Origin of the sequence: Bifidobacterium choerinum, from assembly GCF_000741135.1 — a bacterium.
In the GTDB taxonomy this organism is placed as follows: domain Bacteria; phylum Actinomycetota; class Actinomycetes; order Actinomycetales; family Bifidobacteriaceae; genus Bifidobacterium; species Bifidobacterium choerinum.
In genome coordinates this window covers 15758-37879 of the sequence record NZ_JGYU01000001.1, presented here as the reverse complement: position 1 = coordinate 37879, position 22122 = coordinate 15758, and the positions used below count along the sequence as shown (strand labels likewise).

The 22122-nt window shown below is 67.2% G+C and carries 16 protein-coding genes and 1 pseudogene; 13 read left to right on the top strand and 4 right to left on the bottom strand.

Annotation, left to right across the window (positions count from 1 at the left end; all coding sequences use genetic code 11):
• Window positions 1-113 precede the first annotated feature (113 nt).
• Window positions 114-1727: a chaperonin GroEL gene (groL, locus tag BCHO_RS00150; protein WP_024540799.1), complete on the top strand. Its 1614-nt coding sequence runs from the start codon at window positions 114-116 to the stop codon at window positions 1725-1727.
• Window positions 1728-1848: 121 nt separating this feature from the next.
• Here groL and BCHO_RS00145 read toward each other — a convergent pair whose 3' ends face one another.
• A complete protein-coding gene (locus tag BCHO_RS00145; RefSeq protein ID WP_024540800.1) occupies window positions 1849-2142 on the bottom strand; it encodes a WXG100 family type VII secretion target in 294 nt (97 codons plus the stop codon).
• 172 nt (window positions 2143-2314) lie between these two features.
• Between BCHO_RS00145 and BCHO_RS00140 the strand changes: the two genes are divergently transcribed.
• The 5 genes and pseudogenes from BCHO_RS00140 to BCHO_RS09710 form a co-directional block, all read left to right on the top strand.
• Window positions 2315-3175: a TPM domain-containing protein gene (locus tag BCHO_RS00140; RefSeq protein ID WP_160271599.1), complete on the top strand. Its 861-nt coding sequence runs from the start codon at window positions 2315-2317 to the stop codon at window positions 3173-3175.
• A gap of 89 nt (window positions 3176-3264) precedes the next feature.
• Window positions 3265-4002, top strand: a complete 738-nt coding sequence (locus BCHO_RS00135) for a response regulator transcription factor (RefSeq protein WP_099721263.1) — start codon at window positions 3265-3267, stop codon at window positions 4000-4002.
• Window positions 4003-4038: 36 nt separating this feature from the next.
• Window positions 4039-5853, top strand: a complete 1815-nt coding sequence (locus BCHO_RS00130) for a sensor histidine kinase (protein WP_081707932.1) — start codon at window positions 4039-4041, stop codon at window positions 5851-5853.
• Window positions 5854-5956: 103 nt separating this feature from the next.
• Entirely contained in the window at window positions 5957-6346 is a 390-nt protein-coding gene (locus BCHO_RS00125; RefSeq protein ID WP_024540804.1) for a cold-shock protein, read from the top strand.
• Between the two features lie 3 nt (window positions 6347-6349).
• Window positions 6350-7360 (top strand): annotated as a pseudogene (locus BCHO_RS09710) (DUF3027 domain-containing protein); the annotation flags it as partial.
• A gap of 840 nt (window positions 7361-8200) precedes the next feature.
• On the opposite strand, the gene BCHO_RS00115 reads toward BCHO_RS09710, so the two are convergent.
• Entirely contained in the window at window positions 8201-9235 is a 1035-nt protein-coding gene (locus tag BCHO_RS00115) for a hypothetical protein (protein ID WP_024540806.1), read from the bottom strand.
• A gap of 100 nt (window positions 9236-9335) precedes the next feature.
• Window positions 9336-10313 (bottom strand): universal stress protein, encoded by a 978-nt coding sequence (locus BCHO_RS00110; protein ID WP_051354863.1) that lies wholly within the window; start codon window positions 10311-10313, stop codon window positions 9336-9338.
• 177 nt (window positions 10314-10490) lie between these two features.
• Here BCHO_RS00110 and BCHO_RS00105 point away from each other — a divergent pair, with 177 nt between their 5' ends.
• Both BCHO_RS00105 and BCHO_RS00100 read left to right on the top strand, forming a co-directional pair.
• The gene (locus BCHO_RS00105) at window positions 10491-13040 is read left to right on the top strand and encodes an ATP-dependent Clp protease ATP-binding subunit (RefSeq protein WP_024540808.1); all 2550 of its coding nucleotides are present in this window, start codon (window positions 10491-10493) and stop codon (window positions 13038-13040) included.
• 263 nt (window positions 13041-13303) lie between these two features.
• Entirely contained in the window at window positions 13304-13903 is a 600-nt protein-coding gene (locus tag BCHO_RS00100; RefSeq protein ID WP_024540809.1) for a hypothetical protein, read from the top strand.
• Window positions 13904-14316: 413 nt separating this feature from the next.
• Here the strand turns inward: BCHO_RS00100 and BCHO_RS00095 are convergent, their stop codons facing one another.
• Window positions 14317-15744 (bottom strand): DUF349 domain-containing protein, encoded by a 1428-nt coding sequence (locus BCHO_RS00095; RefSeq protein WP_024540810.1) that lies wholly within the window; start codon window positions 15742-15744, stop codon window positions 14317-14319.
• 118 nt (window positions 15745-15862) lie between these two features.
• On the opposite strand from BCHO_RS00095, the gene hisS reads away from it, so the two are divergent.
• The 5 genes from hisS to BCHO_RS00070 all read left to right on the top strand — a co-directional run bounded on the left by hisS (window position 15863) and on the right by BCHO_RS00070 (window position 22122).
• On the top strand, window positions 15863-17254 hold the full coding sequence (gene hisS / locus BCHO_RS00090) for a histidine--tRNA ligase (protein ID WP_024540811.1): 1392 nt from the start codon (window positions 15863-15865) through the stop codon (window positions 17252-17254).
• Window positions 17255-17368: 114 nt separating this feature from the next.
• Entirely contained in the window at window positions 17369-19165 is a 1797-nt protein-coding gene (aspS, locus tag BCHO_RS00085) for an aspartate--tRNA ligase (RefSeq protein ID WP_024540812.1), read from the top strand.
• A gap of 223 nt (window positions 19166-19388) precedes the next feature.
• Complete coding sequence (locus BCHO_RS00080; protein ID WP_024540813.1) at window positions 19389-20171, top strand: alpha/beta hydrolase family protein; 783 nt, start codon at window positions 19389-19391, stop codon at window positions 20169-20171.
• 229 nt (window positions 20172-20400) lie between these two features.
• Complete coding sequence (locus tag BCHO_RS00075; protein WP_024540814.1) at window positions 20401-21180, top strand: amino acid ABC transporter ATP-binding protein; 780 nt, start codon at window positions 20401-20403, stop codon at window positions 21178-21180.
• A gap of 93 nt (window positions 21181-21273) precedes the next feature.
• Complete coding sequence (locus tag BCHO_RS00070) at window positions 21274-22122, top strand: glutamate ABC transporter substrate-binding protein (RefSeq protein ID WP_024540815.1); 849 nt, start codon at window positions 21274-21276, stop codon at window positions 22120-22122.

Below are 22122 nucleotides of genomic sequence, written 5' to 3'. Positions count from 1 at the left end.
TGCGATGTAGCACTCGGGCGATGGGAGTGATCGCCGGAAGCTGACGGTCGGCGGCCGCTCCGATGTTCCGGGTGATGTCGTAATGACGTATCTATCCCATAGCGGAGGAACATATGGCAAAGATCATTGAATATGATGAGGAAGCGCGCCAGGGCATGCTGGCCGGTCTCGACAAGCTCGCCGACACCGTCAAGGTGACGCTGGGCCCGAAGGGCCGCAACGTCGTGCTCGACAAGACCTACGGTGCGCCGACCATCACCAACGACGGCGTCTCCATCGCCAAGGAGATCGACCTCGAGGATCCGTTCGAGCGCATCGGCGCCGAGCTCGTCAAGGAAGTCGCGAAGAAGACCGATGACGTCGCAGGTGACGGCACCACCACCGCGACCGTGCTCGCCCAGTCGCTCGTGCACGAGGGCCTCAAGAACGTCGTAGCCGGCTCGAACCCGATCGCGCTGCGCCGCGGCATCGAGAAGGCCTCGGACGCCATCGTCAAGGAGCTCGTCGCGTCGGCCAAGCCGGTCGAGACGAAGGACCAGATCGCCGCCACCGCGACGATTTCGGCCGCCGATCCGGAGGTCGGCGAGAAGATCGCCGAGGCACTCGACAAGGTCGGCCAGGACGGTGTCGTGACCGTCGAGGACAACAACCGCTTCGGCCTCGACCTCGAGTTCACTGAGGGCATGCGCTTCGACAAGGGCTACATCTCCCCGTACTTCGTCACCAACGCCGACGACCAGACCGCGGTCCTCGACGACCCGTACATCCTGCTCACGTCGAACAAGGTCTCGTCGCAGCAGGACGTCGTCCACATCGCTGAGCTCGTCATGAAGACCGGCAAGCCGCTGCTGATCGTGGCCGAGGACGTCGACGGCGAGGCGCTGCCGACGCTCATCCTCAACAACATCCGCGGCACCTTCAAGTCTTGCGCCGTCAAGGCCCCGGGCTTCGGCGACCGCCGCAAGGCGATGCTGCAGGACATGGCCATCCTCACCGGCGGCCAGGTCGTCTCCGAGGAGATCGGCCTCAAGCTCGACTCGATCGACCTGTCCGTCTTCGGCACCGCGAAGAAGGTCATCGTCTCCAAGGACGAGACGACGATCGTCTCCGGCGGCGGCTCGAAGGAGGACGTCGCAGCACGCGTCGCGCAGATCCGCGCCGAGATCGAGAACACCGACTCCGACTACGACCGCGAGAAGCTGCAGGAGCGTCTCGCCAAGCTCGCCGGCGGCGTCGCCGTCATCAAGGTGGGCGCCGCGACCGAGGTCGAGGCCAAGGAACGCAAGCACCGCATCGAGGACGCCGTGCGCAACGCGAAGGCCGCCATCGAAGAGGGCCTGGTGCCCGGCGGCGGCGTCGCGCTCGTGCAGGCAGCCGCGAAGGCCAAGAAGGACGTCAAGCTCGAGGGCGACGAGGCCACCGGCGCCGCGATCGTCTTCAGCGGCATCGAGGCCCCGCTCAAGCAGATCGCCGACAACGCCGGCCTCTCCGGCGACGTCGTGCTCGACAAGGTGCTGTCGCTGCCCGAGGGCGAAGGCTTCAACGCCGCGACCGACACCTATGAGAACCTGATGGCCGCCGGCGTCACCGACCCGGTCAAGGTCACCCGTTCCGCGCTGCAGAACGCCGCGTCGATCGCCGGTCTGTTCCTGACGACCGAAGCGGTCGTCGCGAACAAGCCGGAACCGGCTCCGGCCGCCGGCGCTGGCCAGGACATGGGCTACTGATCGACGCCCGCGACCATGCGATGAGCACGGTCGCCTGACCGTGCATGGGTCCCGGCTCCCGATGGGGAGCCGGGACCTTTTTCGTCGCCCCTCGCCGTCATCCGCGTGTCGCGGCGGCGCGTCAGCCGGCGGCGAAGAGCCGCGCCGCCACATGCTCGGCGTCGGCGTACACCGTCGACGCCTGCGTGAGCGCCTGCTGGATCGACTCCAGAGAACGCTCCATCTGCTGCTGGGCGGCGCGCCACTGCGCGGCGAGCGACGCGAACTGCGTCGCCGCGCCGCCGTGCCAGCAGTCCTGCAGCGCGTTGAGGTTCGCATACATGCCGCCCACCGCCTGCCTGATCTGCGCGACCGACGAGCACACCGCCGCGCTCGACGCCTGGATGCGTTCCGAATCCACCTGATACTGGGGCATGATCCCGTTCCTTTCGTCGTTGTCCTGTGTTCTGCCGTCCCGCCGGAGCGGAACGCCGGAGGGCATGTGACCGCCGACCGGTACTGTGGAATGTATGACAACGCGAATCGAGAACCAAGGCGCAACGACCCCTGTGTACGGACGGGGCGGTCATCCACATTCCTCCGACGGCGTGACGACGCGGCTCGCGCGCCGCTGCGCCGCGCTCGCGCTCGCCTTCGTCCTCGCCATGGCTCCGGGCATGGCCGCCTTCGCGCCGGCCGCGATCGCCGACGAGACGACGCCGTCGCCGACGACTTCGCAGACGACGGACGACGACGCGGCCGTCGACCCCAACAGCGGCTACATCCTCGACCCGCAGAACCTGCTCGGCAACGACATCGCGAAGGTCTCCGACGCGATCACGCACACGCGCGAGCGGACCGGCGTGCAGGTGCGCCTCATCTACGTCGACTCGTTCAACTCGACCGACCCGCCGGACGACTGGGCGCGCCAGACGCTCCAGTCGCTCGGCCCGGCGCCGAACACCGTGCTGCTCGCCGTCGCGACGAACGACGGCAACCTCGCCGTCGTCGTCTCGCCGGATTCCGAGGAATGGCTCAGCAGCCAGCAGAGCGTCGACGCGCTCTCCGAAGCCGCCTCGGCGCCGCTCACCGACGTCAAGACCGGCGAAAGCCCCGACTGGGCGCGCTCGGCGATCGACATGATGGACGTCATCGACAAGGAGAAGGACACGGCGACATCCCATTCGGCCGTCATCGTCGGCGCCGTCGCCGTCATCGGCGTCGTCGCGCTCGCGGCCGTCGTCGTCGGTGTCGTCATCGTCGTGCGCCGCCGCCGCGAGGTCGACGCCGACGCCGCCGGGGACGTGCGTGACGGGGAGCATGCGCCGCACGCCGATGCGGATGGCGACGCCGACGCCGACGCGGACGACTCGCCTGTCGAGGCCACCGCAGACACCGCGACCGCCGCCGGCACGCCCGCGACGGGGACGGCCGGCGCCGCCAATCCGCACGCGAAGTACAGGGGCTGAGCGCCATGCCGCAAGGGCAAGCCGGCGCGGAACGGAATTCACAGCGGACATTCAGGAAACCTTCAGTCGGCGAGTCCATGATGAACGGTATGAACGCGAGCAAAGGTACTGAAGCAAAGATCGCCGTCGTCGACGACGAACCGTCCATCCGCGAACTCCTCGTCGCCTCGCTGCACTTCGCCGGCTACGAGGTCGAGACCGCGGCCTCCGGATCCGAGGCGATCGAGGTCATCGAACGCACGAAGCCGGACCTGATCATCCTCGACGTCATGCTGCCGGACATCGACGGCTTCACCGTCACGCGCCGCATCCGCCAGGAGGGCATCGACGCGCCGGTCCTCTTCCTGACCGCGCGCGACGACACGCAGGACAAGGTCATGGGACTGACCGTCGGCGGCGACGACTACGTGACCAAGCCGTTCAGCCTCGAGGAGGTCGTCGCGCGCATCCGCGCGATCCTGCGCCGCACGCGCGAGCACGTCGAAGACGACCCGATCATCCGCGTCGGCGACCTCGAGATCAACGAGGACTCGCACGACGTGACGCGCGCCGGCCAGCAGATCGACCTGAGCCCGACCGAATACAAGCTGCTGCGCTACCTGATGGACAACGAGGGGCGCGTGCTGTCGAAGGCGCAGATCCTCGACCACGTCTGGCAGTACGACTGGGGCGGAGACGCGGCGATCGTCGAATCGTACATCTCCTATCTGCGCAAGAAGGTCGACGACCTCGAGGTGACCGACGAGGACGGCACGAAGCACAAGGTGCAGCCGCTCATCGAGACGAAGCGCGGCATCGGCTACATGATCAGGGTCCCGCGCAGCTGAGCGCCGGACACGAAGGACGGCGAGGAAAGACGGACGATGGGCAGAATGGGCAACGCGGCGGCGCGCAGGGAGAACGGGCCGCTCGCGCACGTCTCGCTGAGCGCGAAGCTCGTCGCGTCGATCATCGTGCTGCTGTCGGTGGGCACCGTCTGCATCTCGCTGGCGATCACGCAGCTCGTCAACAACTACATGATGCAGCGCACCGATAGCCAGCTGCTGCAGCAGGCGGAGCTCGTCTTCAAGAACACGGTGCTGCTCAACGACAAGGCGAACGCGTCGAACCTGATGATCAGCTACTACGTGCAGGCCTACGACGCGAACACGCAGACGTCGACGGTGCTGCTGCAGCCGGTCTACAAGGACGGCGTCGTCTCACGGCCGCGGCTGCCGATGGACGGCGACCTCGCCGGCCACGAGCTCGCGAAGCCGTACACGACGCCGGCGATCGTCGACACGTCGCACGCGACGCGCACGCCCGACCATTCGACGATGACGATGGCCGAATACCCGTGGCGCGTCGTCGCGCTGCGCTGGATCAGCGAGGACGCGAACGGCAACCAGCACGACCGCGGCATCATCTACATCGGCCTGTCGCTCGGCAACCAGATCGACATGGTCGACAACCTGACGAAGTTCTGCGTCATGGTGAGCATCGCCGTCGTCATGCTCGGCGGCGTCGTCAGCGCACTGCTCGTGCAGCGCACGCTCGAACCGCTCAAACGCATCGAGAAGACGGCCGCGAAGATCGCCAACGGCGACCTGTCGCAGCGCATCCCGTCGGCGCCCGAAGGCACCGAGATCGGCTCGCTGTCGCGCTCGCTCAACCTCATGCTCGCGCAGATTGAACGCAGCTTCCGCCAGCAGCAGGCGGCGACCGACAAGATGAAGCGCTTCGTCTCCGACGCGAGCCACGAGCTGCGCACGCCGCTCGCCGCAATCCACGGCTACGCCGAACTGTACAAGATGCAGCGCGGCAGCGGCGACGCCGCCGACGCGCTCGCGCGCGCCGACGATTCGATCGACCACATCGAGGCGTCGAGCGCCCGTATGACCGTGCTCGTCGAGGACCTGCTCTCGCTCGCCCGACTCGACGAGGGCCGCGGCATCTCGATCACGCAGCGCGTCGACATCGGCGCCGTCCTCGCCGACTCGGCGAGCGACCTGCACGCGCTCGACCCGGAACGCCAGATCCGCACCGGCGTCGTCGGGCTCGACATGGCCGACCCCGCGCATCCGACGCTGACGATGACCGAGGGCGCGCTGCCGAAGGTCACGATCGTCGCCGACGGCGCGCGCCTGCAGCAGGTCGTCACGAACATCGTCGGCAATATCCACCGCTACACGCCGCAGGATTCGCCGGTCGAGCTCTCGCTCGGCGTCCTCGGCCTGGCGATGGAGGCCGACGAGCTCGCGCAGCTGCCGCCCGACGACGAGTCGATGGCGCATGTGCTGCGTGCGGCCGGCGAATATACGACGACGGACCGTGGCATGACGGTCGCCGTCGCACGCTTCGCTGACCACGGCCCGGGCGTGCCCGCCGAGGCGCGCTCGAAGATCTTCGAACGCTTCTACACCGCCGATTCCTCCCGCGCCAGGCTCAAGGGCGGCACCGGGCTCGGCATGGCGATCGCGCAGTCGGTCGTCAACGCGCACCACGGCTTCATCTGCGCCGGCGAAAGCGACGGCGGCGGCCTGACATTGACGCTAATCCTGCCGCTCACGCAGGGCGGCGTGACGGAGTCGGACGAACGGCGCTCCGACGCCGCGCAGCCCAAGGACGCGAAGCGCCGCGGCGAGGCGCGCAAGGAGACGAAGCGCAGGCGCTCGACGGATGCGCAGTCCGTGCAGTAGAATGAAGATTTGGTAAGAACGCGGGGCAGGTTCCCCGCGTCGAGACGGCAACAGCAACAAGACAAACAGCAACAGGACAATCTGGGAACAGTGAGAGGTGGACATGCCTAGCGGACGCGTACGTTGGTTCGATGCGAAGAAGGGATTTGGATTCATCGCCGGCGATGAGGGTCCGGACGTGTTCCTTCCGCAGACCTCGCTGCCTGCGGGAGTGAGCGAACTGCGCAAGGGCGCCCGCGTCGAGTATTCGGTCGTCGACGGCAACCGCGGACCGGTCGCGATGAGCGTGACGCCGATCAAGACGGCGCCGTCACTCGTCAAGGCGACGCGGCCGAAGCCGGACGACATGGCCGCGATCGTCGAGGACCTCATCAAGCTGCTCGACAACGCCGGCAACCAGCTGCGCCGGCACCGCTACCCGTCGCAGGCGGACAGCCACAAGCTCGCCCAGCTGCTGCGCGCCGTCGCGGACAACTTCGACGTACAGGAATGAACGATGGCAGAAGAATTTGACCCGGAGGCGCTCGCACGCGCCGTCGCGATCGACACGGCGGAGGACGCCGACCACGTCGGCGCCTTCGTGACGAGCGAGACGAGCGCGGACGGCGTGACCGATTTCCGTTTCGTGGCGACGATGGTCGGCTACGAGGGCTGGCAGTGGTCGGTCACGTTGTTCCACGACGTCGACGCCGACCGCTGGACCGTCGACGAGGCGTCATTGATCCCGACCGACAAGGCGCTGCTGCCGCCGCCATGGGTGCCGTGGAAGGACCGCCTCGAACCGTCCGACCTGTCGGTGACCGATTCGATCGGCACCGAGCCCGGCGACGAGCGGCTCGAGCCCGGCGTCACCGAGACGACGATCGAGCAGGTCGAGGAGACGCATGGCGCCGTCGACGAGGACTCCGAACGGGACGCGGAGCATGAGAGGCAGGCGCAGCGGACGGCGCAGGCCGAAGCCGAAACGCGGCTCGACGATGCCGCGGCCGTCATCGAAGGCGTCGAGACCGTGTCCGAGGCCGTCGAGGACCGTCCCGAAGCGCAGTCCGGCGCCGATGCGGCGGATGCGCAGTCGCAGCAGGCGCATCGGGAATCGTCGACGACGCAGCAGGACCTGCACGACGCGATCGAGGAGTTCGACCTGTCGCGTCGCGCCGTCATGTCGCCGTTCGGCCGTGCGCAGACGGCGCAGCGCTGGTACGACGGCCCGCACGGCCCGAAGTCGCTGTCGACGAAGACGGCGAACGGCAACGTCTGCTCGACCTGCGGCTTCTTCATCCCGCTGCGCGGCGACCTGTCCGAGATGTTCGGCGTCTGCGCGAACCGGTGGAGCCCCGACGACGGCCGCGTCGTCTCGCTCGACCACGGCTGCGGCGAGCATTCGCAGATCGAGCCGCCCGAGCCGAGCCGTCTGTGGATCCAGACGAAGCCCGCCTACGACGACGTGCACATCGACATCGTCGCGCAGAGCCCGCGCGAGGAGCGCGGCGACGTCGAGCTGATCGAGACGGTCGTCGACGCGAAGAAGCACGACCACGAAGCCAAGCGCCATGACGGAGAGGCGCCGGCCGGAGACGACGTGCCGCATGAGGAGCGTCGGGCCGCGCAGGACGCCGACGTGCCGATGCCCGACGCCGATGCGCAGCGCAAGGCCGCCGACGAGGCGATCGCCGGCGAGACAGACGCCGGGAAGCCGGCGCAGGCGCCGGCGCAGCAGATCGTCGACGCGGCGGACGCGATCGTCGACGGCGAGCAGCGTCAGGTGCTCGCCGACTCCGCGGCCTCGGACACGATCGGACGGACGCAGGTCGTCGCCGAACTGGCGACCGACGCCGAGAACGAAGGCGAGGACTTCGACGACGCGCTCAGCGCGAAGGCCGGCGCGGACGCCGGGTCGCCGCACGACGAAGCCGATCGGAAGGCGGCCGATGCCGGGACGTCGGCGGAGTCGTCGGATGCCGAGCAGCCGGCGGACGCGGCGGACGACGAGCATGCGACGGACGTCGAGGCGACCGTCGAACCGGACGTCGCCGAAACGCCGGACGTCGCCGCGCCGGAAGACGACGCTCAGACGGAAGGCGCTGTGCAAACAGAAACGGTCGAGCACGCCCCGGTCGAAGTCGAGACCGCCGACGTCTCATCCGATGCGCTGCAGGAGGAGACCATCGAGCCGTATCAGGAGGCGCACGACTGACCGATGCGCGGCTTCCACATGGTCGGCGCCGCGACAGATGACCACTGACGGCGGCCATGAACGCAGAGCGGGGGTGTGTGACGATTCGTTCGTCACACACCCCCGCTGCCGTCCGCGTGTCGTTGCCGCGTCGTGTGCGGATCCGTTCCGCCGTCAGCGGCCGGACGACGCCGCGGCGTCATGCCGCGCCGTGCCGGACTGCGCGCCCGGCTGCGCCGTCTGCTGTCCGGAGGGGTCGGACGACGGCGCAGCGCTGCCCGACGGCGTCGGCGTCGCGCTCGGCGACGAGGACGGCGACGCTGATTCGCTCGGCTTCGGCGAGGACGTGGACGTCGCCGTCGGTTCCGGCGTCGGCGAGACGTCGGTGCCCGTCGATGGTTCGGGCGTCGTGCTCATCGTCGGCGACGGCTCCTCGGTGACGGTCGCCGTCGGTTCCGGTGTCGTCGTCGCGTCGGGGGAGGAGTCGTCGTCGAGCCCGTCGATCGTGCCGCCGGTGATCGCGAGCAGCTCCTTCGCGATCGTGATGTAGACGTCGTGCAGGTCCTTCGACGTCTTCGCATGCGCCTTGAGGTCGTTGTCGCGCGTCGTGATCGTGCACGCCGGGATCGCCGGCTCCTTGCCGGCGTCGTCCATCAGGACGTTGAGCCGGCGCAGGTCGTCGGCGTCGATCTGCGTCTTTGGGTCGTCGATGTACGTCTTCGTCGAGCTGATCGCCATGTCGGCGAGCCGCTTCGCCTCACCGGCCCTCGCCGCCTGCGTCTGGCATTCGGACATCGCCTGCGCGCGTGGCGTGCCGTTGACGTTGCCGTTCGCGTACAGATAGCCGAAGGCCGCGCACAGCACGAGCACGCCGATGACGGCCGTCAGCCACGGCAGGCGACGGCGCCGCTTCGTCGAACGGCGCAGCTCGTCGTGGTCCTCATGGCCGGGATGGTCGTCGTCGTCCTCGTGCTTCGCGAGCGCCGATTCGTGGCCCTCGCCGTCGTCGTCTTCGTCGCCGCTGCGCGGCGCGAAGGACGGCGGCGCCTGCCTGCTGAACTCGGCCGTGTCGTCCGACGCCTCCTGCGCAGCGTCGTCCGCCGAGATCGACTCCTCGATCTCATGCGCTGACGTCGCGTCGTCGTCCGACGCTTCGTCCCTCGCCTCGTCGTCCTTCGTCTCGTCGTCCCGCGCGTCGTCGTTCGTCATCGTGTCCTCATCAGCCTTCCAAATCCATGTAGTCTATGCGTCGCCGCCGCCGCGCCGGCGCGGCGCTGAGCTCAGGGTGAACCCATACTGTCGCGTGTGCTCAGTGCACGACGGTGACGTTGCATTCGGCCGAATTGATCACCTGCTTGGAGACGGAGCCGAGGAAATGCGCGTCGAGGCCGCTCAGGCCGCGCGAGCCGACGACGACGTGGCGCGCGTAGCGCGACGCGCTCACGAGGCCCTTGCCGGGGGAGATGTGGAACGCGTTCGGCGTCACGTCGAGTGACTTCGGCAGCTTCGCGCCGTCGATGAACTCCTCGAGGCGGCGCATCGCGTACTTCTGGGCGACGTCCATCGGCGCGACGCTCGTCTCGTATCCGGGCACCGTGCCCAGGTCCTTGATCCTCCAGAAGAACATGACGTGCAGCGGCGCGCCGTTGAGCTTGGCGAGCTCGGCCGCGAAGCTGAGCGCGCGCCGCGACGTGTCCGAACTGTCGACGCCGACGACGATCGGGCGGGCCGTGCGCGGGATCTCGACGTGCGGCGTCACGAAATGCACGTTCTGGTCGTTCGGCGACAACGCGTTCGCGATCTGGTCCTGCACGTCGATGTCCTCGTCCTGCGCGCTGCGGATGATCGTGACCGGCACGCTCGCCTCCTCGGCGAGCGACGACGAGAGCGAGCCGAGCAGCCAGCGCGCGACGCGGCTCATCGAACGGCGGCCGATGACGATCTGCTGCGCGTTCGCGCCGATCTCGAGCAGCGCCGTGCTCGCGGCCGCGCGGAACGACGTCAGCTTGATCTGCTCGTCGGCGAGGTCCATGTCCTTCGACGCCGCCTCGACCCAGACGTGCAGCTCGTCGGCGATGCGCTTGCGCAGCGCGTCCGCCTCCTCCTTGTTCGCCGGTTCGGGACCCATGTCCCACGAATACGACCATCCGTACACGGCGTTGACGCGCTGTCCGGACAGCTGCGCCTGCTGCAGCGCCCAGCGCAGCGCCGAGAACGATTCGGGGGAGCCGTCGACGCCGACGACGATGTCCCCGGTGGGGTTGAGAGAATCGATTGTTGCGCTCATGCGTTGCTCCTTCGTTGGTAGATCCGCCTCCGCCGCCATATGGCGGCGGAGGCGGCTTCGCTCACCGTCTTCAAGCATAACGTAGTCGCCTCGCGGAGAAACTCGGATGTCGCGGAAATAAACGTCACCAGAAATTTGTAGAGTGAGGTGGAATTACCAAGTCATGGAAGGACAAGCATGTTCGAACGGTTCACCGACCGTGCGCGGCGCGTCATCGTGCTCGCGCAGGAAGAGGCTCGTGCCCTCCAGCACAACTATATCGGCACCGAGCATCTGCTGCTCGGCCTGATTCGTGAGGGAGAGGGCGTCGCCGCGAAGGCCCTGGAGGCCAAGGGCGTCACGCTCGAGGACACGCGCAAGCAGGTCGAGGAGATGATCGGCAAGGGCAATGCGGCGCCGAACGGCCACATCCCCTTCACGCCGCACGCCAAGCAGGTGCTGGAGCTCTCGCTGCGTGAGGCACTGCAGCTGGGGCACAGCTACATCGGCACCGAACACATCCTGCTCGGCCTCATCCGCGAGGGTGAAGGCGTGGGCACCCAGGTCCTCATCAAGATGGACGTGGACCTTGGGGAACTGCGCACCACGACGATCGACATGATCCGTGGCAATTCGAACGGTTCCGAGGACAAGGGCGACATGGCGAACGCCGGCGGCGTGCAGGACAAGCGCGGCCAGAGCGGCTCCGTCATCCTCGACCAGTTCGGCCGCAACCTCACCGCCGAGGCGCAGGAAGGCAAGCTCGACCCGGTCATCGGACGCAGCAAGGAGATCGAGCGCGTCATGGTCGTGCTCTCGAGGCGCACGAAGAACAACCCGGTGCTCATCGGCGAGCCGGGCGTCGGCAAGACCGCCGTCGTCGAAGGACTCGCGCAGAAGATCGTCGCGGGCGACGTGCCCGAGACGCTCAAGGACAAGCAGGTGTATTCGCTCGACCTCGGTTCGATGGTCGCAGGATCGCGCTACCGCGGCGACTTCGAGGAGCGCCTCAAGAAGGTGCTCAAGGAGATCAAGACGCGCGGCGACATCGTGCTGTTCATCGACGAGATCCACACGATCGTCGGCGCGGGCTCCGCGGACGGCGCGCTCGGCGCGTCCGATATGCTCAAGCCGATGCTCGCGCGCGGCGAACTGCAGACGATCGGCGCGACGACGACCGACGAGTACCGCAAGTACATCGAGAAGGACGCGGCGCTCGAACGCCGCTTCCAGCCGATCCAGGTCGCCGAGCCGTCGATCGCCGAGACGATCGAGATCCTCAAGGGCCTGCGCTCGCGCTATGAGAACCATCACCACGTGACGATCACCGACGGCGCGCTGCAGTCGGCCGCGGAGCTCTCCGCGCGCTACATCCAGGACCGCAACCTGCCGGACAAGGCGATCGACCTGATCGACGAGGCGGGCGCACGCCTGCGCATCAAGCGCCTGACGGCCCCGCCGGAGCTCAAGGAGCTCGACAACCGCATCGCGAAGATCGCCAAGGACAAGGACCAGGCGATCAAGGATCAGGAGTTCGAGAAGGCCGCCGAGCTTCGCGACAGCCAGGAGAAGCTGGAAAGCGAGCGCAAGGAGAAGGAGAAGGCCTGGCGCGAAGGCGAATCCGACGTCCGCATGGTCGTCGACGAGGACGTCATCGCCGAGGTCATCTCGCAGAGCACCGGCATCCCGGTGTTCAAGCTCACGCAGGCGGAATCGAAGAAGCTCATGTCGATGGAATCGGAGCTCCACAAGCGCATCATCGGCCAGGACGAGGCGGTCTCCGCACTGTCGCGTTCGATCCGCCGCACGCGTGTGGGACTCAAGGACCCGAAGCGACCCGCAGGCTCGTTCATCTTCGCCGGCCCGACCGGCGTCGGCAAGACCGAGCTCGCGAAGACGCTCGCGCAGTTCCTGTTCGACGATGAGGACGCGCTCATCCGCGTCGACATGTCGGAGTTCTCCGAGAAGTACGCGGCGTCGCGCCTCTTCGGCGCGCCCCCGGGATACGTCGGCTACGAGGAGGGCGGCGAGCTCACCGAGAAGGTGCGCCGCAAGCCGTTCTCCGTCGTGCTCTTCGACGAGATCGAGAAGGCGCATCCGGACATCTTCAACACGCTGCTGCAGGTGCTCGACGACGGCCATCTGACCGACGGCCAGGGACGCAAGGTCGATTTCAAGAACACGATCATCATCCTGACGACGAACCTCGGCACGCGCGACATCGCGAAGGCGGCGAACACCGGCTTCAACACCGGCAACAACACCGAGTCGAGCTACCAGCGGATGAAGGACCAGGTCTCGAACGAGCTCAAGCAGCAGTTCCGCCCCGAGTTCCTCAACCGCCTCGACGACATCATCGTCTTCCGCCAGCTCACCGAGCCGCAGGTGCGCCAGATCGTCGATCTGGACGTCGAGCAGCTCAACGACCGCCTCTTCGAGCGCCACATGGAGCTCGACCTGACGGACAAGGCGAAGGACCTGCTCGCGCAGAAGGGCTTCGACCCGCTGCTCGGCGCGCGCCCGCTGCGCCGCGTCATCCAGCGCGACATCGAGGACACGATCTCCGAGAAGATCCTGATGGGCGAGCTCAACGACAACGAGCGCGTGATTGTCGACGCCGAAGGCGACGGCATCCTCGGCGAGTTCACCTTCAAGGGCGAACCCTTCGAGCTGCCGGCGGCCGACGAGGGCGACGAGAGCAAGGACGTCGTCGTCGAGGAGCCGCAGCCGGTCGTCGGCGCCGAATAGGGCGTCGGCTGACCGATTGCATCCTCCACCATTGCAAAGGGCGTGCACCGCTTCGTGCGGTGCACGCCCTTTTTCTTTTCCGCCGCGCTTTCACCATATGCAAACGCCGCGTCCGGAAATGCGGCAGAACGATGCCGGAATGACGGCGCACGGAAGGTGATTATCCCGAAGGGAAGAATCGCTGGACATCACGGGCGGCGCGCCCACCATCATCAGTGGTCATCGGGAAGTCGATGAATACGAACATGGGAAAGGACCTGATCATGGCTATCTTGGAACTTGGCACAATCGACGCGCGGACCATCGATGCGGAGGCGCTGACGCGCGCATACGACGCCTATCGGCATGACGCCTTCGACGGATACTTCCCGGACGCCGAAGGCGTCGGCGCGCTCGCGTCGGATTTCGTCAACGCGGCCGCGAAGACGATCGCGGCACATGTCGGCGCCGGCGAACAGACGTCGTTCATCAACGAGGACACGGCCGCGCAGGACGTCGACGCATTGCGTTCGTCGCTGAAGACGGACAGCTTCCGCACGCCGCTGCTGACGATCACCCATGAGACGGTGAGGTCGTGGCTCGCCGCGCAGTTCAAGGACGCCGACGATCCGCTGCGCACCGCGCTCGGCGCCTACGCGGACGACGTGTTCGCCGCCGCGCCCCGCGACGAGCAGGAGGCCTCGATCAACGCCGCGCAGTACATTCAGGAGGGCCCGGCGCTCGCGGCCATCGTCAACGAGATCTCCGAGGCCAACATCGAGCATCTGAGCGGCAAGGACATGCAGTCCGGCGCCTTCCTCGTCTACGACGGCACCAAGTACGGGACCGCCACCGACGACCCGAACATGGTCCTCTTCGAGTGACGCCTCTTACGCTACCGGCAGCGATTCCTACCGTTAGGACTGCTACGGGTGGCGATTCCCACCGGCATCACCGTCTATGGGCGGCACTGCCTGTAGGAGGCATCGCCTACCGGTGGCGCATCCTGCGGGCGGCGCCGGTAAACGATTGATCGATGTATTGCGATTGCGTTCCCTTATCGGTCGTAGTGTTCTTCAAGGTGCGACGTGCATCCCATCCGGCTGACCGCCGCACCTTCTTTCTTCGTATGCATTCGGTGTATGCACCCGACGAGACATCAGATGACGCCGCCCGTAAGGCGATGCCGCCGGTAAGCGGTGGGGGAGCGGGCCGCGCGACAGTGGCAGACAGTGCAAAAGGAAGGGGACGCACCTTCGGGTGCGTCCCCTTTGCGTTCCGCGTCGGATGCGGACGATCACATGATCGCGTTGAGCCACTGCTCCTTCGTGGCCTTCTCGGCCTCGAGCTTCGCCTTGGCCTTCGGGTCGGTCGCCTTGGCGATGCGCGCGTCGAGCTCGTCGAGCTGCGCCTTGAGCTGGCCTTCGAAGCTGGACTTGCGGGCGTCGGCCTCCGGGTCGCTGCGCTTCCACGCGGCGTCCTCGACGGCCTTGATCTGCTTGTCCACGTCGTCGAGGCGGGATTCGATGCGGTGCATGTCCTCGCGCGGCACGTAACCGATCTGGTCCCATTCCTCCTGGATCTCGGCGAGCTGCTGGCGCGCCTTCTTCGCCTCGGCCTCGTCCTTGACCGGCACGAGCGCCTCGGCCTTGACGAGCAGCGCCTCCTTCTTCGCGAGGTTCTCCTTCTCGGCGGTGTCCATCTGGTCGCGGTCGGCCTGACGCGCGTTGAAGAACGTGTCCGCGGCCTCGCGGAACTGCGCCCACAGCGCGTCGTCCTCCTGGCGGCCGGCGCGTCCCGCCTGCTTCCAGCGGGCCATCAGGTCGTTGAAGCGGCGCGAGGTCTCCGCCCAGGCCGTCGAGTCCTTGATCTCGTTCGCCTCGGCGATGATCGCCTCCTTGGCCTTGCGGGCTGCCGCGCGCTCGTTGTCACGCGCCTGCGCCCACTTGCGGCGCGACTGGTTGAAGGTCGTGCGCGCCGACGAGAAGCGCTTCCACAGCGCGTCCGCGTCGGCCTTGTCGATGCGCACCGTCGTGCGCTGATGCTGCTGCCACTGGTCGAACAGCGAACGGAACTTGTCCGCCGTGGAACGCCAGTTCGTGTTGTCGCCGAGGCTGGCGGCGAGCTCCTCCGCCTTCTCGACGATCTTCGTGCGTTCGGCGACGGCCTTCGCGACCGCCTCCTTGCGCGCGGCGGCGATCGACGTCTTCTTCTCCTGCGCCTGCGTCCTGAGTTCCTCGAAGCGGCCGCGCAGCGCCGGGATGTCGCCGACGACGTCGGGCTTGGCGAGCTCCTCGCCGAGCGCCTTCACCGTCTCGTCGATCTCGCGCGGCTTGATCGAGTTCGACTTGAGGCGCTGCGCGAACAGGTCGAGCTTCGCCTTGAGGTCGAGGTAGCGGCGTGCGTACAGCGAGAGCGCCTCCTCCTTCGAGGCGTCCGGGAACTGTCCGACCTCACGCTCCTCGTCGCCGTCCTTGACGTAGACGGTGCCGTTGTCGTCGACGCGGCCGAAGCGCTCCGCGTCCTTGATCTCCGATTCGCCGAAGCCGCCGGTCTTCGCCGCCGGCGCGTGCGCCGCGCTCTTCGCGAACGCCGCCGGCGAGGGAGCATGGGCCTTGACGGCCGCCGGCGTCGGCGCCGCCTTCGCGCTCTTCGTCGCTTCGGGGGCAGCCGTCTGCTGCGTCGAGTCGTTGGTCTGGGATTCGGTGACGTTGTTGTCGGCCATGGTCAGCTCCTTAGGCTTGGTGGACACGTAAGAATGGGAACGTATTCACACTCTTACGCCCTTAGTGTAGGCAATGGTATCGATACATTTTCCGCGACATCCCTTATGATGTGGAACCGTGGCAAAAGGTGCATCTATATCAGGTTTCCCAGAGTGGCTCCCCTCTGAACGCGTAGTGGAGCAGCGTGTCATCGACACGCTCCGTGAAGTATTCGAGCTCAACGGGTTCATCGGCATCGAGACCCGCGCGATCGAGCAGGGCTCGAGCCTGCTCAAGAAGGGCGAGACGAGCAAGGAGATCTACCTGCTGTCGCGTCTGCAGGAGGTCGGCCATGAGTCGGACACCCCGGTCGAGCAGCGCCTCGGCCTGCATTTCGACCTCACGGTGCCGCTGAGCCGCTACGTCGTCGAGCATTCGGGACAGTTGCCGTTCCCGTTCAAGCGTTGGCAGATCCAGAAGGTGTGGCGCGGCGAGCGCCCGCAGGAGGGCCGTTTCCGCGAGTTCGTCCAGGCCGACATCGACGTCGTCGGCGACGGCACGCTGCCCGAGCACTACGAGGTCGAGCTGCCGCTTGTCATGGTCGGCGCGCTTGAGCGGCTGCGCGAGTTCGGCCTGCCGAAGGCCACCGTCCACGCGAACAGCCGCAAGCTCTCCGAAGGCTTCTACCGGGGCCTGGGCCTGACGGACATCGAGGGCGTGCTGCGCGAGATCGACAAGCTCGACAAGATCGGCGCCGACGAGGTCGCCTCGCTGCTCGTGTCCGCATGCGGCGCCACGCCCGAGCAGGCGAAGGCGTGCCTCGAGCTCGCGCAGATCACGGCGGACGACGGCGGCGCGCTCATCGACCGTTTCAACGGCCTGTGCGAGATCCACCACATCGACATGGACGGCGACGACTACGCGATGGCGAAGGAGGGCCTCGACACGCTGACGATGATCGTCGACGAGGCCGCGCGCATCCGCCCCGGCTCGGTCATCGCCGACCTCAAGATCGCCCGCGGGCTCGACTACTACACCGGCTCCGTCTACGAGACCTTCCTCGACGGCGCCGACTCGCTCGGCTCGATCTGCTCGGGAGGCCGCTACGACAACCTCGCGACGCAGGGCAGCCGCAAATACCCGGGCGTCGGCCTGTCGATCGGCCTGTCGAGGCTCGTCTCCTACATGCTGCATTCGGCCGGCGCGACCGCGTCGCGCATCTCGCCGGCGTGCGTCCTCGTCGCCGTGTGGAACGAGGAGAACCGCGGCGACTCGAACGAGGTCGCCCGCCGGCTGCGCGCGCGCGGCATCGCGGCGGACGTCGCGCCGACCGCGGCCAAGCTCGGCAAGCAGATCAAGTATGCCGACAAGCTCGGCATCCCGTACGTGTGGTTCCCCAACGAGGACCCGGCCGACGACGGCCCCGACCAGGTGAAGAACATCGTCAGCGGCGAGCAGAACGACGCCGATGCGCGGTCATGGGAGCCGGATACTGTGTATGCCCGGCAAACGGTGACGACGAACGCCTGAGCCGCCTGCGTCGGCGCGCCGAGACGTCGCATGGACGCATCTCGGCGGCGCGCGCCGCCGTAACGAACGAACCACAACAATCGAAAAACGAACAGAATACAGAATAGAGGAAGTATGAGCCAGACGGCTTATCGCACCCATCACGCCACCGAGGTTACCGAGGATCTCGTCGGCGAACGCGTCACGCTCGCCGGTTGGGTCGACCGTCGCCGCGACCACGGCGGCGTCGCCTTCATCGACCTTCGTGACAACAGCGGACTCGTGCAGGTCGTCATCAACGACGAGGAGATGGCGCGCCCGCTGCGCAGCGAATACGTCATCGAGGTCGAGGGCACGGTGCGCCTGCGCCCGGAGGGCAACGAGAACGACCATCTGGCGACCGGCAAGGTCGAGGTCGTCGCCGACAGGATCGACGTGCTCGCGAAGTCGGACGCGCTGCCGTTCCAGGTGTCCACGGCGCTCGAGAACGAATCCGAGAACAAGCTGCCGGGCGAGGACGTGCGCCTCAAGTACCGCTACCTCGACCTGCGCCGTCCGGCGATGCAGCGCAACATCAAGCTGCGTTCGGACATGATGCGCGCCGCGCGCACCGAGCTCGACAAACTCGGCTTCACCGAGGTCGAGACGCCGACGATGATCAAATCGACGCCTGAGGGCGCGCGCGACTTCGTCGTGCCGGCGCGCCTCGTGCCGGGTTCGTGGTACGCGCTGCCGCAGTCGCCGCAGCTGCTCAAGCAGCTGCTCATGGTCGCCGGCGTCGAACGCTACTACCAGTTCGCGCGCTGCTACCGCGACGAGGACTTCCGCGCCGACCGCCAGCCCGAGTTCACGCAGCTCGACATGGAGATGGCCTTCGTCGACCAGGAGGACGTCATGGCGATGGCCGAGCAGGTCATCGCGGCGATCTGGAAGGCCGACGGCTACGACATCAAGCTGCCGATCGACCGCATCACCTGGCAGGACGCGATGGACAAGTACGGTTCGGACAAGCCGGACCTGCGATTCGGCAATGAGCTCGTCGAGCTCACCGACTACTTCAAGGACACGCCGTTCCGCGTGTTCCAGGCCCCGTATGTGGGCGCCGTGCTCTTCAAGGGCGGCGCCTCGACGCCGCGCCGCCAGTTCGACGCATGGCAGGACTGGGCGAAGCAGCGCGGCGCGAAGGGCCTCGCATACGTCGTCTTCGCCGAGGACGGCGAGCTCAAGGGACCGGTCGCGAAGAACCTCTCCGAGGCGGAGCGCGCGGGACTCAAGGAGGCCGTCGGCGCCGAGGACGGCGACGCCGTGTTCTTCGCCGCGGGTCCGCGCGAATCCTCGCAGCTGCTGCTCGGCGCCGTGCGCGTCGAGCTCGCCGAGCGCGCCGGCCTGCTCAAGCCCGACGAGTTCGCGTTCACGTGGGTCGTCGACTTCCCGCTGTTCAAGCGCACCGACGATCCGGATGACGACGACGTGGCCGTCGGCCATTCGAAGTGGACGTCGATGCACCATCCGTTCACGATGCCGTCGAAGGACTGGATCGACACCTTCGACCAGGATCCGGAGCATGCGATGAGCGACTCGTATGACATCGTGTGCAACGGCAACGAGATGGGCGGCGGTTCGGTGCGTATCCACCGCGACGACATCCAGGACCGCGTGCTCAACGTGCTCGGTATCACGCCGGAGGAAGCGAACGACAAGTTCGGCTTCCTGCTCGAGGCCTTCAAGTACGGCGCGCCGCCGCACGCGGGCATCGCGCTCGGCTGGGACCGCACCGTCGCGCTGCTCGCCGGCGCCGACTCGATCCGCGACGTCATCGCCTTCCCGAAGGCCGGCGGCGGCCGCGACCCGCTCACCGGCGCGCCCGCGCCGATCAGCGACGAGCAGCGCGCCGAGACCGGCGTCGACTACGACCCGGAGGAGGACGACTGAGTCCGCCGATCGACTCGGCTGATCGATCCGATCGATGCATGGGGAGGGGCGGAACCGTACGGTTCCGTCCCTCCCCTTTTGCCGCCGTGCCGCCGTCCGGGAATGCGATGGCCTCATCGGCGGTGCATGGTCCGGATTGGCTCTCGGCATGACGGCGGGCGCGCCGCGGCGCCGGCGTCTACGATGGCCGGTAGTGCAACGCCAAGCGGCAGGAGGTAAGCAGATGACGGACAGGACAAGCGAGGACATCGAAGTCGGGCGCGACGGGCTCACGCTGCGCGGACTCGTGGAACGGCCACAGGACTCGGAGCATGGGCCCGCCGTCATCTTCATGCACGGCTTCATGCGCGACATGGGCGCGAAGGAGGGCGACGTCTACCAGCAGATCGCCGACGGCCTCGTCGACCAGGGCTTCACCGTCGTGCGCTTCGACTTCAACGGGCGCGGCGGCAGCGACGGCGACTTCGCCGACTCCGACGTCTTCAACCAGATCGAGGACGCGATCGCCGTGCTCGACTATGTGCGCACGAGGATCCAGCCGACCGAGATCTCGCTGATGGGCCACTCGCAGGGCGGCGTCATCGCCGGCATGACCGCCGGCATGTACTCCGACGTCGTCAACAACCTCGTCATGCTCGCGCCGGCCGCGACGATCAAGGACGACGCGCTGCGCGGCACGTTGCTCGGCGTGCCCTTCGACGCGAACCACGTCCCCGACGAGATCACGCTCAGGAACGGCAGGACCGTCGCCGGCAAATACGTACGCATTGCGCAGACGCTGCCGATCTACGAGACGACGGCGATGTTCAAGGGGCCGGCGCTCGCCATCCAGGGCGAGGACGACGCCGTCATCGGCGACGGCGCGGTCAGGCAGTACGGCGCGGCGATGCCCAACTGCGCGGTGAGCCTGTACACGAATCTCGGGCATCCCTTCACCGGCGAGGACCGCGACGCCGCCATCGCGGAGGCCGTGCAGTTCCTCGCCTCGCACAAGCGCATCGTCTGAAGCGGCGAACGCGCGCGGCGTAGCGGCGCGCCGCCCGTGCGCATCGACCGTGCGGACGCCCATGCGCGGGCCGTACGATCGGCGGACGGCGAACGCGGGCGGCGCGGTCATCCGCGCAGAGCGGATAATGATACAGCATTCCATAATCTGACCAGATAATATTCGGAATCGGCGAATTCATCCCGCCGCACTTGCCATACGAAACACACGAACCCTACACTGTGCGCCTATGACAGCAACTACAGCAACACAACAGGGCGCGCAGGACGACGACCGCTACCTCGTCGAGCTCGAGCACGTGGAGAAGCACTTCGGCAATCTGCACGTGCTGCGCGACATCAACCTCAAAGTCAAGAAGGGCGAGGTGCTCGTCATCGTCGGACCCTCCGGATCGGGAAAATCGACGATGTGCCGCACGATCAACCGTCTCGAGACGATCGACTCGGGAGTCATCCGCATCGACGGGCAGCCGCTGCCGAAGGAGGGGCGCGCGCTCGCGCAGCTGCGCGCCGAGGTCGGCATGGTCTTCCAGTCCTTCAATCTCTTCGCGAACAAGACGATCCTCGACAACGTGACGCTCGCGCCGATCAAGGTCCGCCACATGGACAAGACGCAGGCCGAACGCGAGGCGATGGACCTGCTCGCGCGCGTCGGCGTCGCTTCGCAGGCGAACAAGATGCCGTCGCAGCTCTCCGGCGGCCAGCAGCAGCGCGTCGCGATCGCGCGCGCGCTCGCGATGCATCCGAAGGTCATGCTGTTCGACGAGCCGACGTCGGCGCTCGACCCGGAGATGGTCAACGAGGTGCTCGACGTCATGGTCGAACTCGCCCACGAAGGCATGACGATGCTGTGCGTCACCCATGAGATGGGCTTCGCGCGCAAGGCCGCCGACCGCATCATCTTCATGGCCGACGGGCAGATCCTCGAACGCGGCACGCCGGACGAGTTCTTCGAACATCCGCAGACCGAGCGCGCGAAGGACTTCCTGTCGAAGATCCTCACCCACTGATGGCCGTCCGCCGCCGCGAGACGGCGACGCAGGCCGCCCCCGGAGGGAAGAACGGGGTCGGGACAAGGAACGCAAGCAAGCAAGGAAGGAACAATGACCCAACGAACAACGATGCGCAGATGGCTGCGCAAGGGGCTCGCCGCGCTGTGCGCGCTCGCGTGCGCCGCGGGGGTGGCGGCGTGCGGCTCGGGCGGCTCGGACGACGGCGATGTCATCAAGGTCGGCATCAAATTCGACCAGCCGGGCCTCGGATTCAAGAAGTCGGGCACCTATGAGGGATTCGACGTGGACGTGGCCCGCTACATCGCGAACCAGCTCGGCTACACGGATTCGCAGATCGTGTTCAAGGAGGCGCCGAGCAAGCAGCGCGAGGCGATGCTGCAGAACGGCGACGTCGACATGATCCTCGCGACGTATTCGATCACCGACGAACGCAAGAAGGCCGTCGACTTCGCCGGCCCGTACTTCGTGGCCGGACAGGACCTCATGGTCCGCGCGAACGACGACTCGATCAAGGGGCCGCAGGACCTCAACGGCAAGCGGCTGTGCTCGGTCACCGGCTCGACGTCGGCGAAGGTCGTCAAGGACCGGTTCGCCAAGGAGGTGCAGCTCATGGAGCAGCCGGGGTATGCGGAATGCGCGACGGCGCTGCTCTCCGGCATCGTCGACGCCGTGACGACCGACGACATCATCCTCGCGGGCCTCGCGTCGGCGTCGCGCGGCAAGCTCAAGGTCGTCGGCAAGCCGTTCACCGAGGAGTACTACGGCGTCGGCATCAAGAAGGACGCCGGCTCCAAGGAGTTCGCGACGAAGATCAACGCCGCCATCGAGGAGATGGAGAAGACCGGCGAATGGGAACGCGCGATCGAGAACGCGACCGAAGGCACCGGCTACAGGCCGAACCCGAAGTACAACCCGCCGAAACCGGACGAGGGAGAGTGA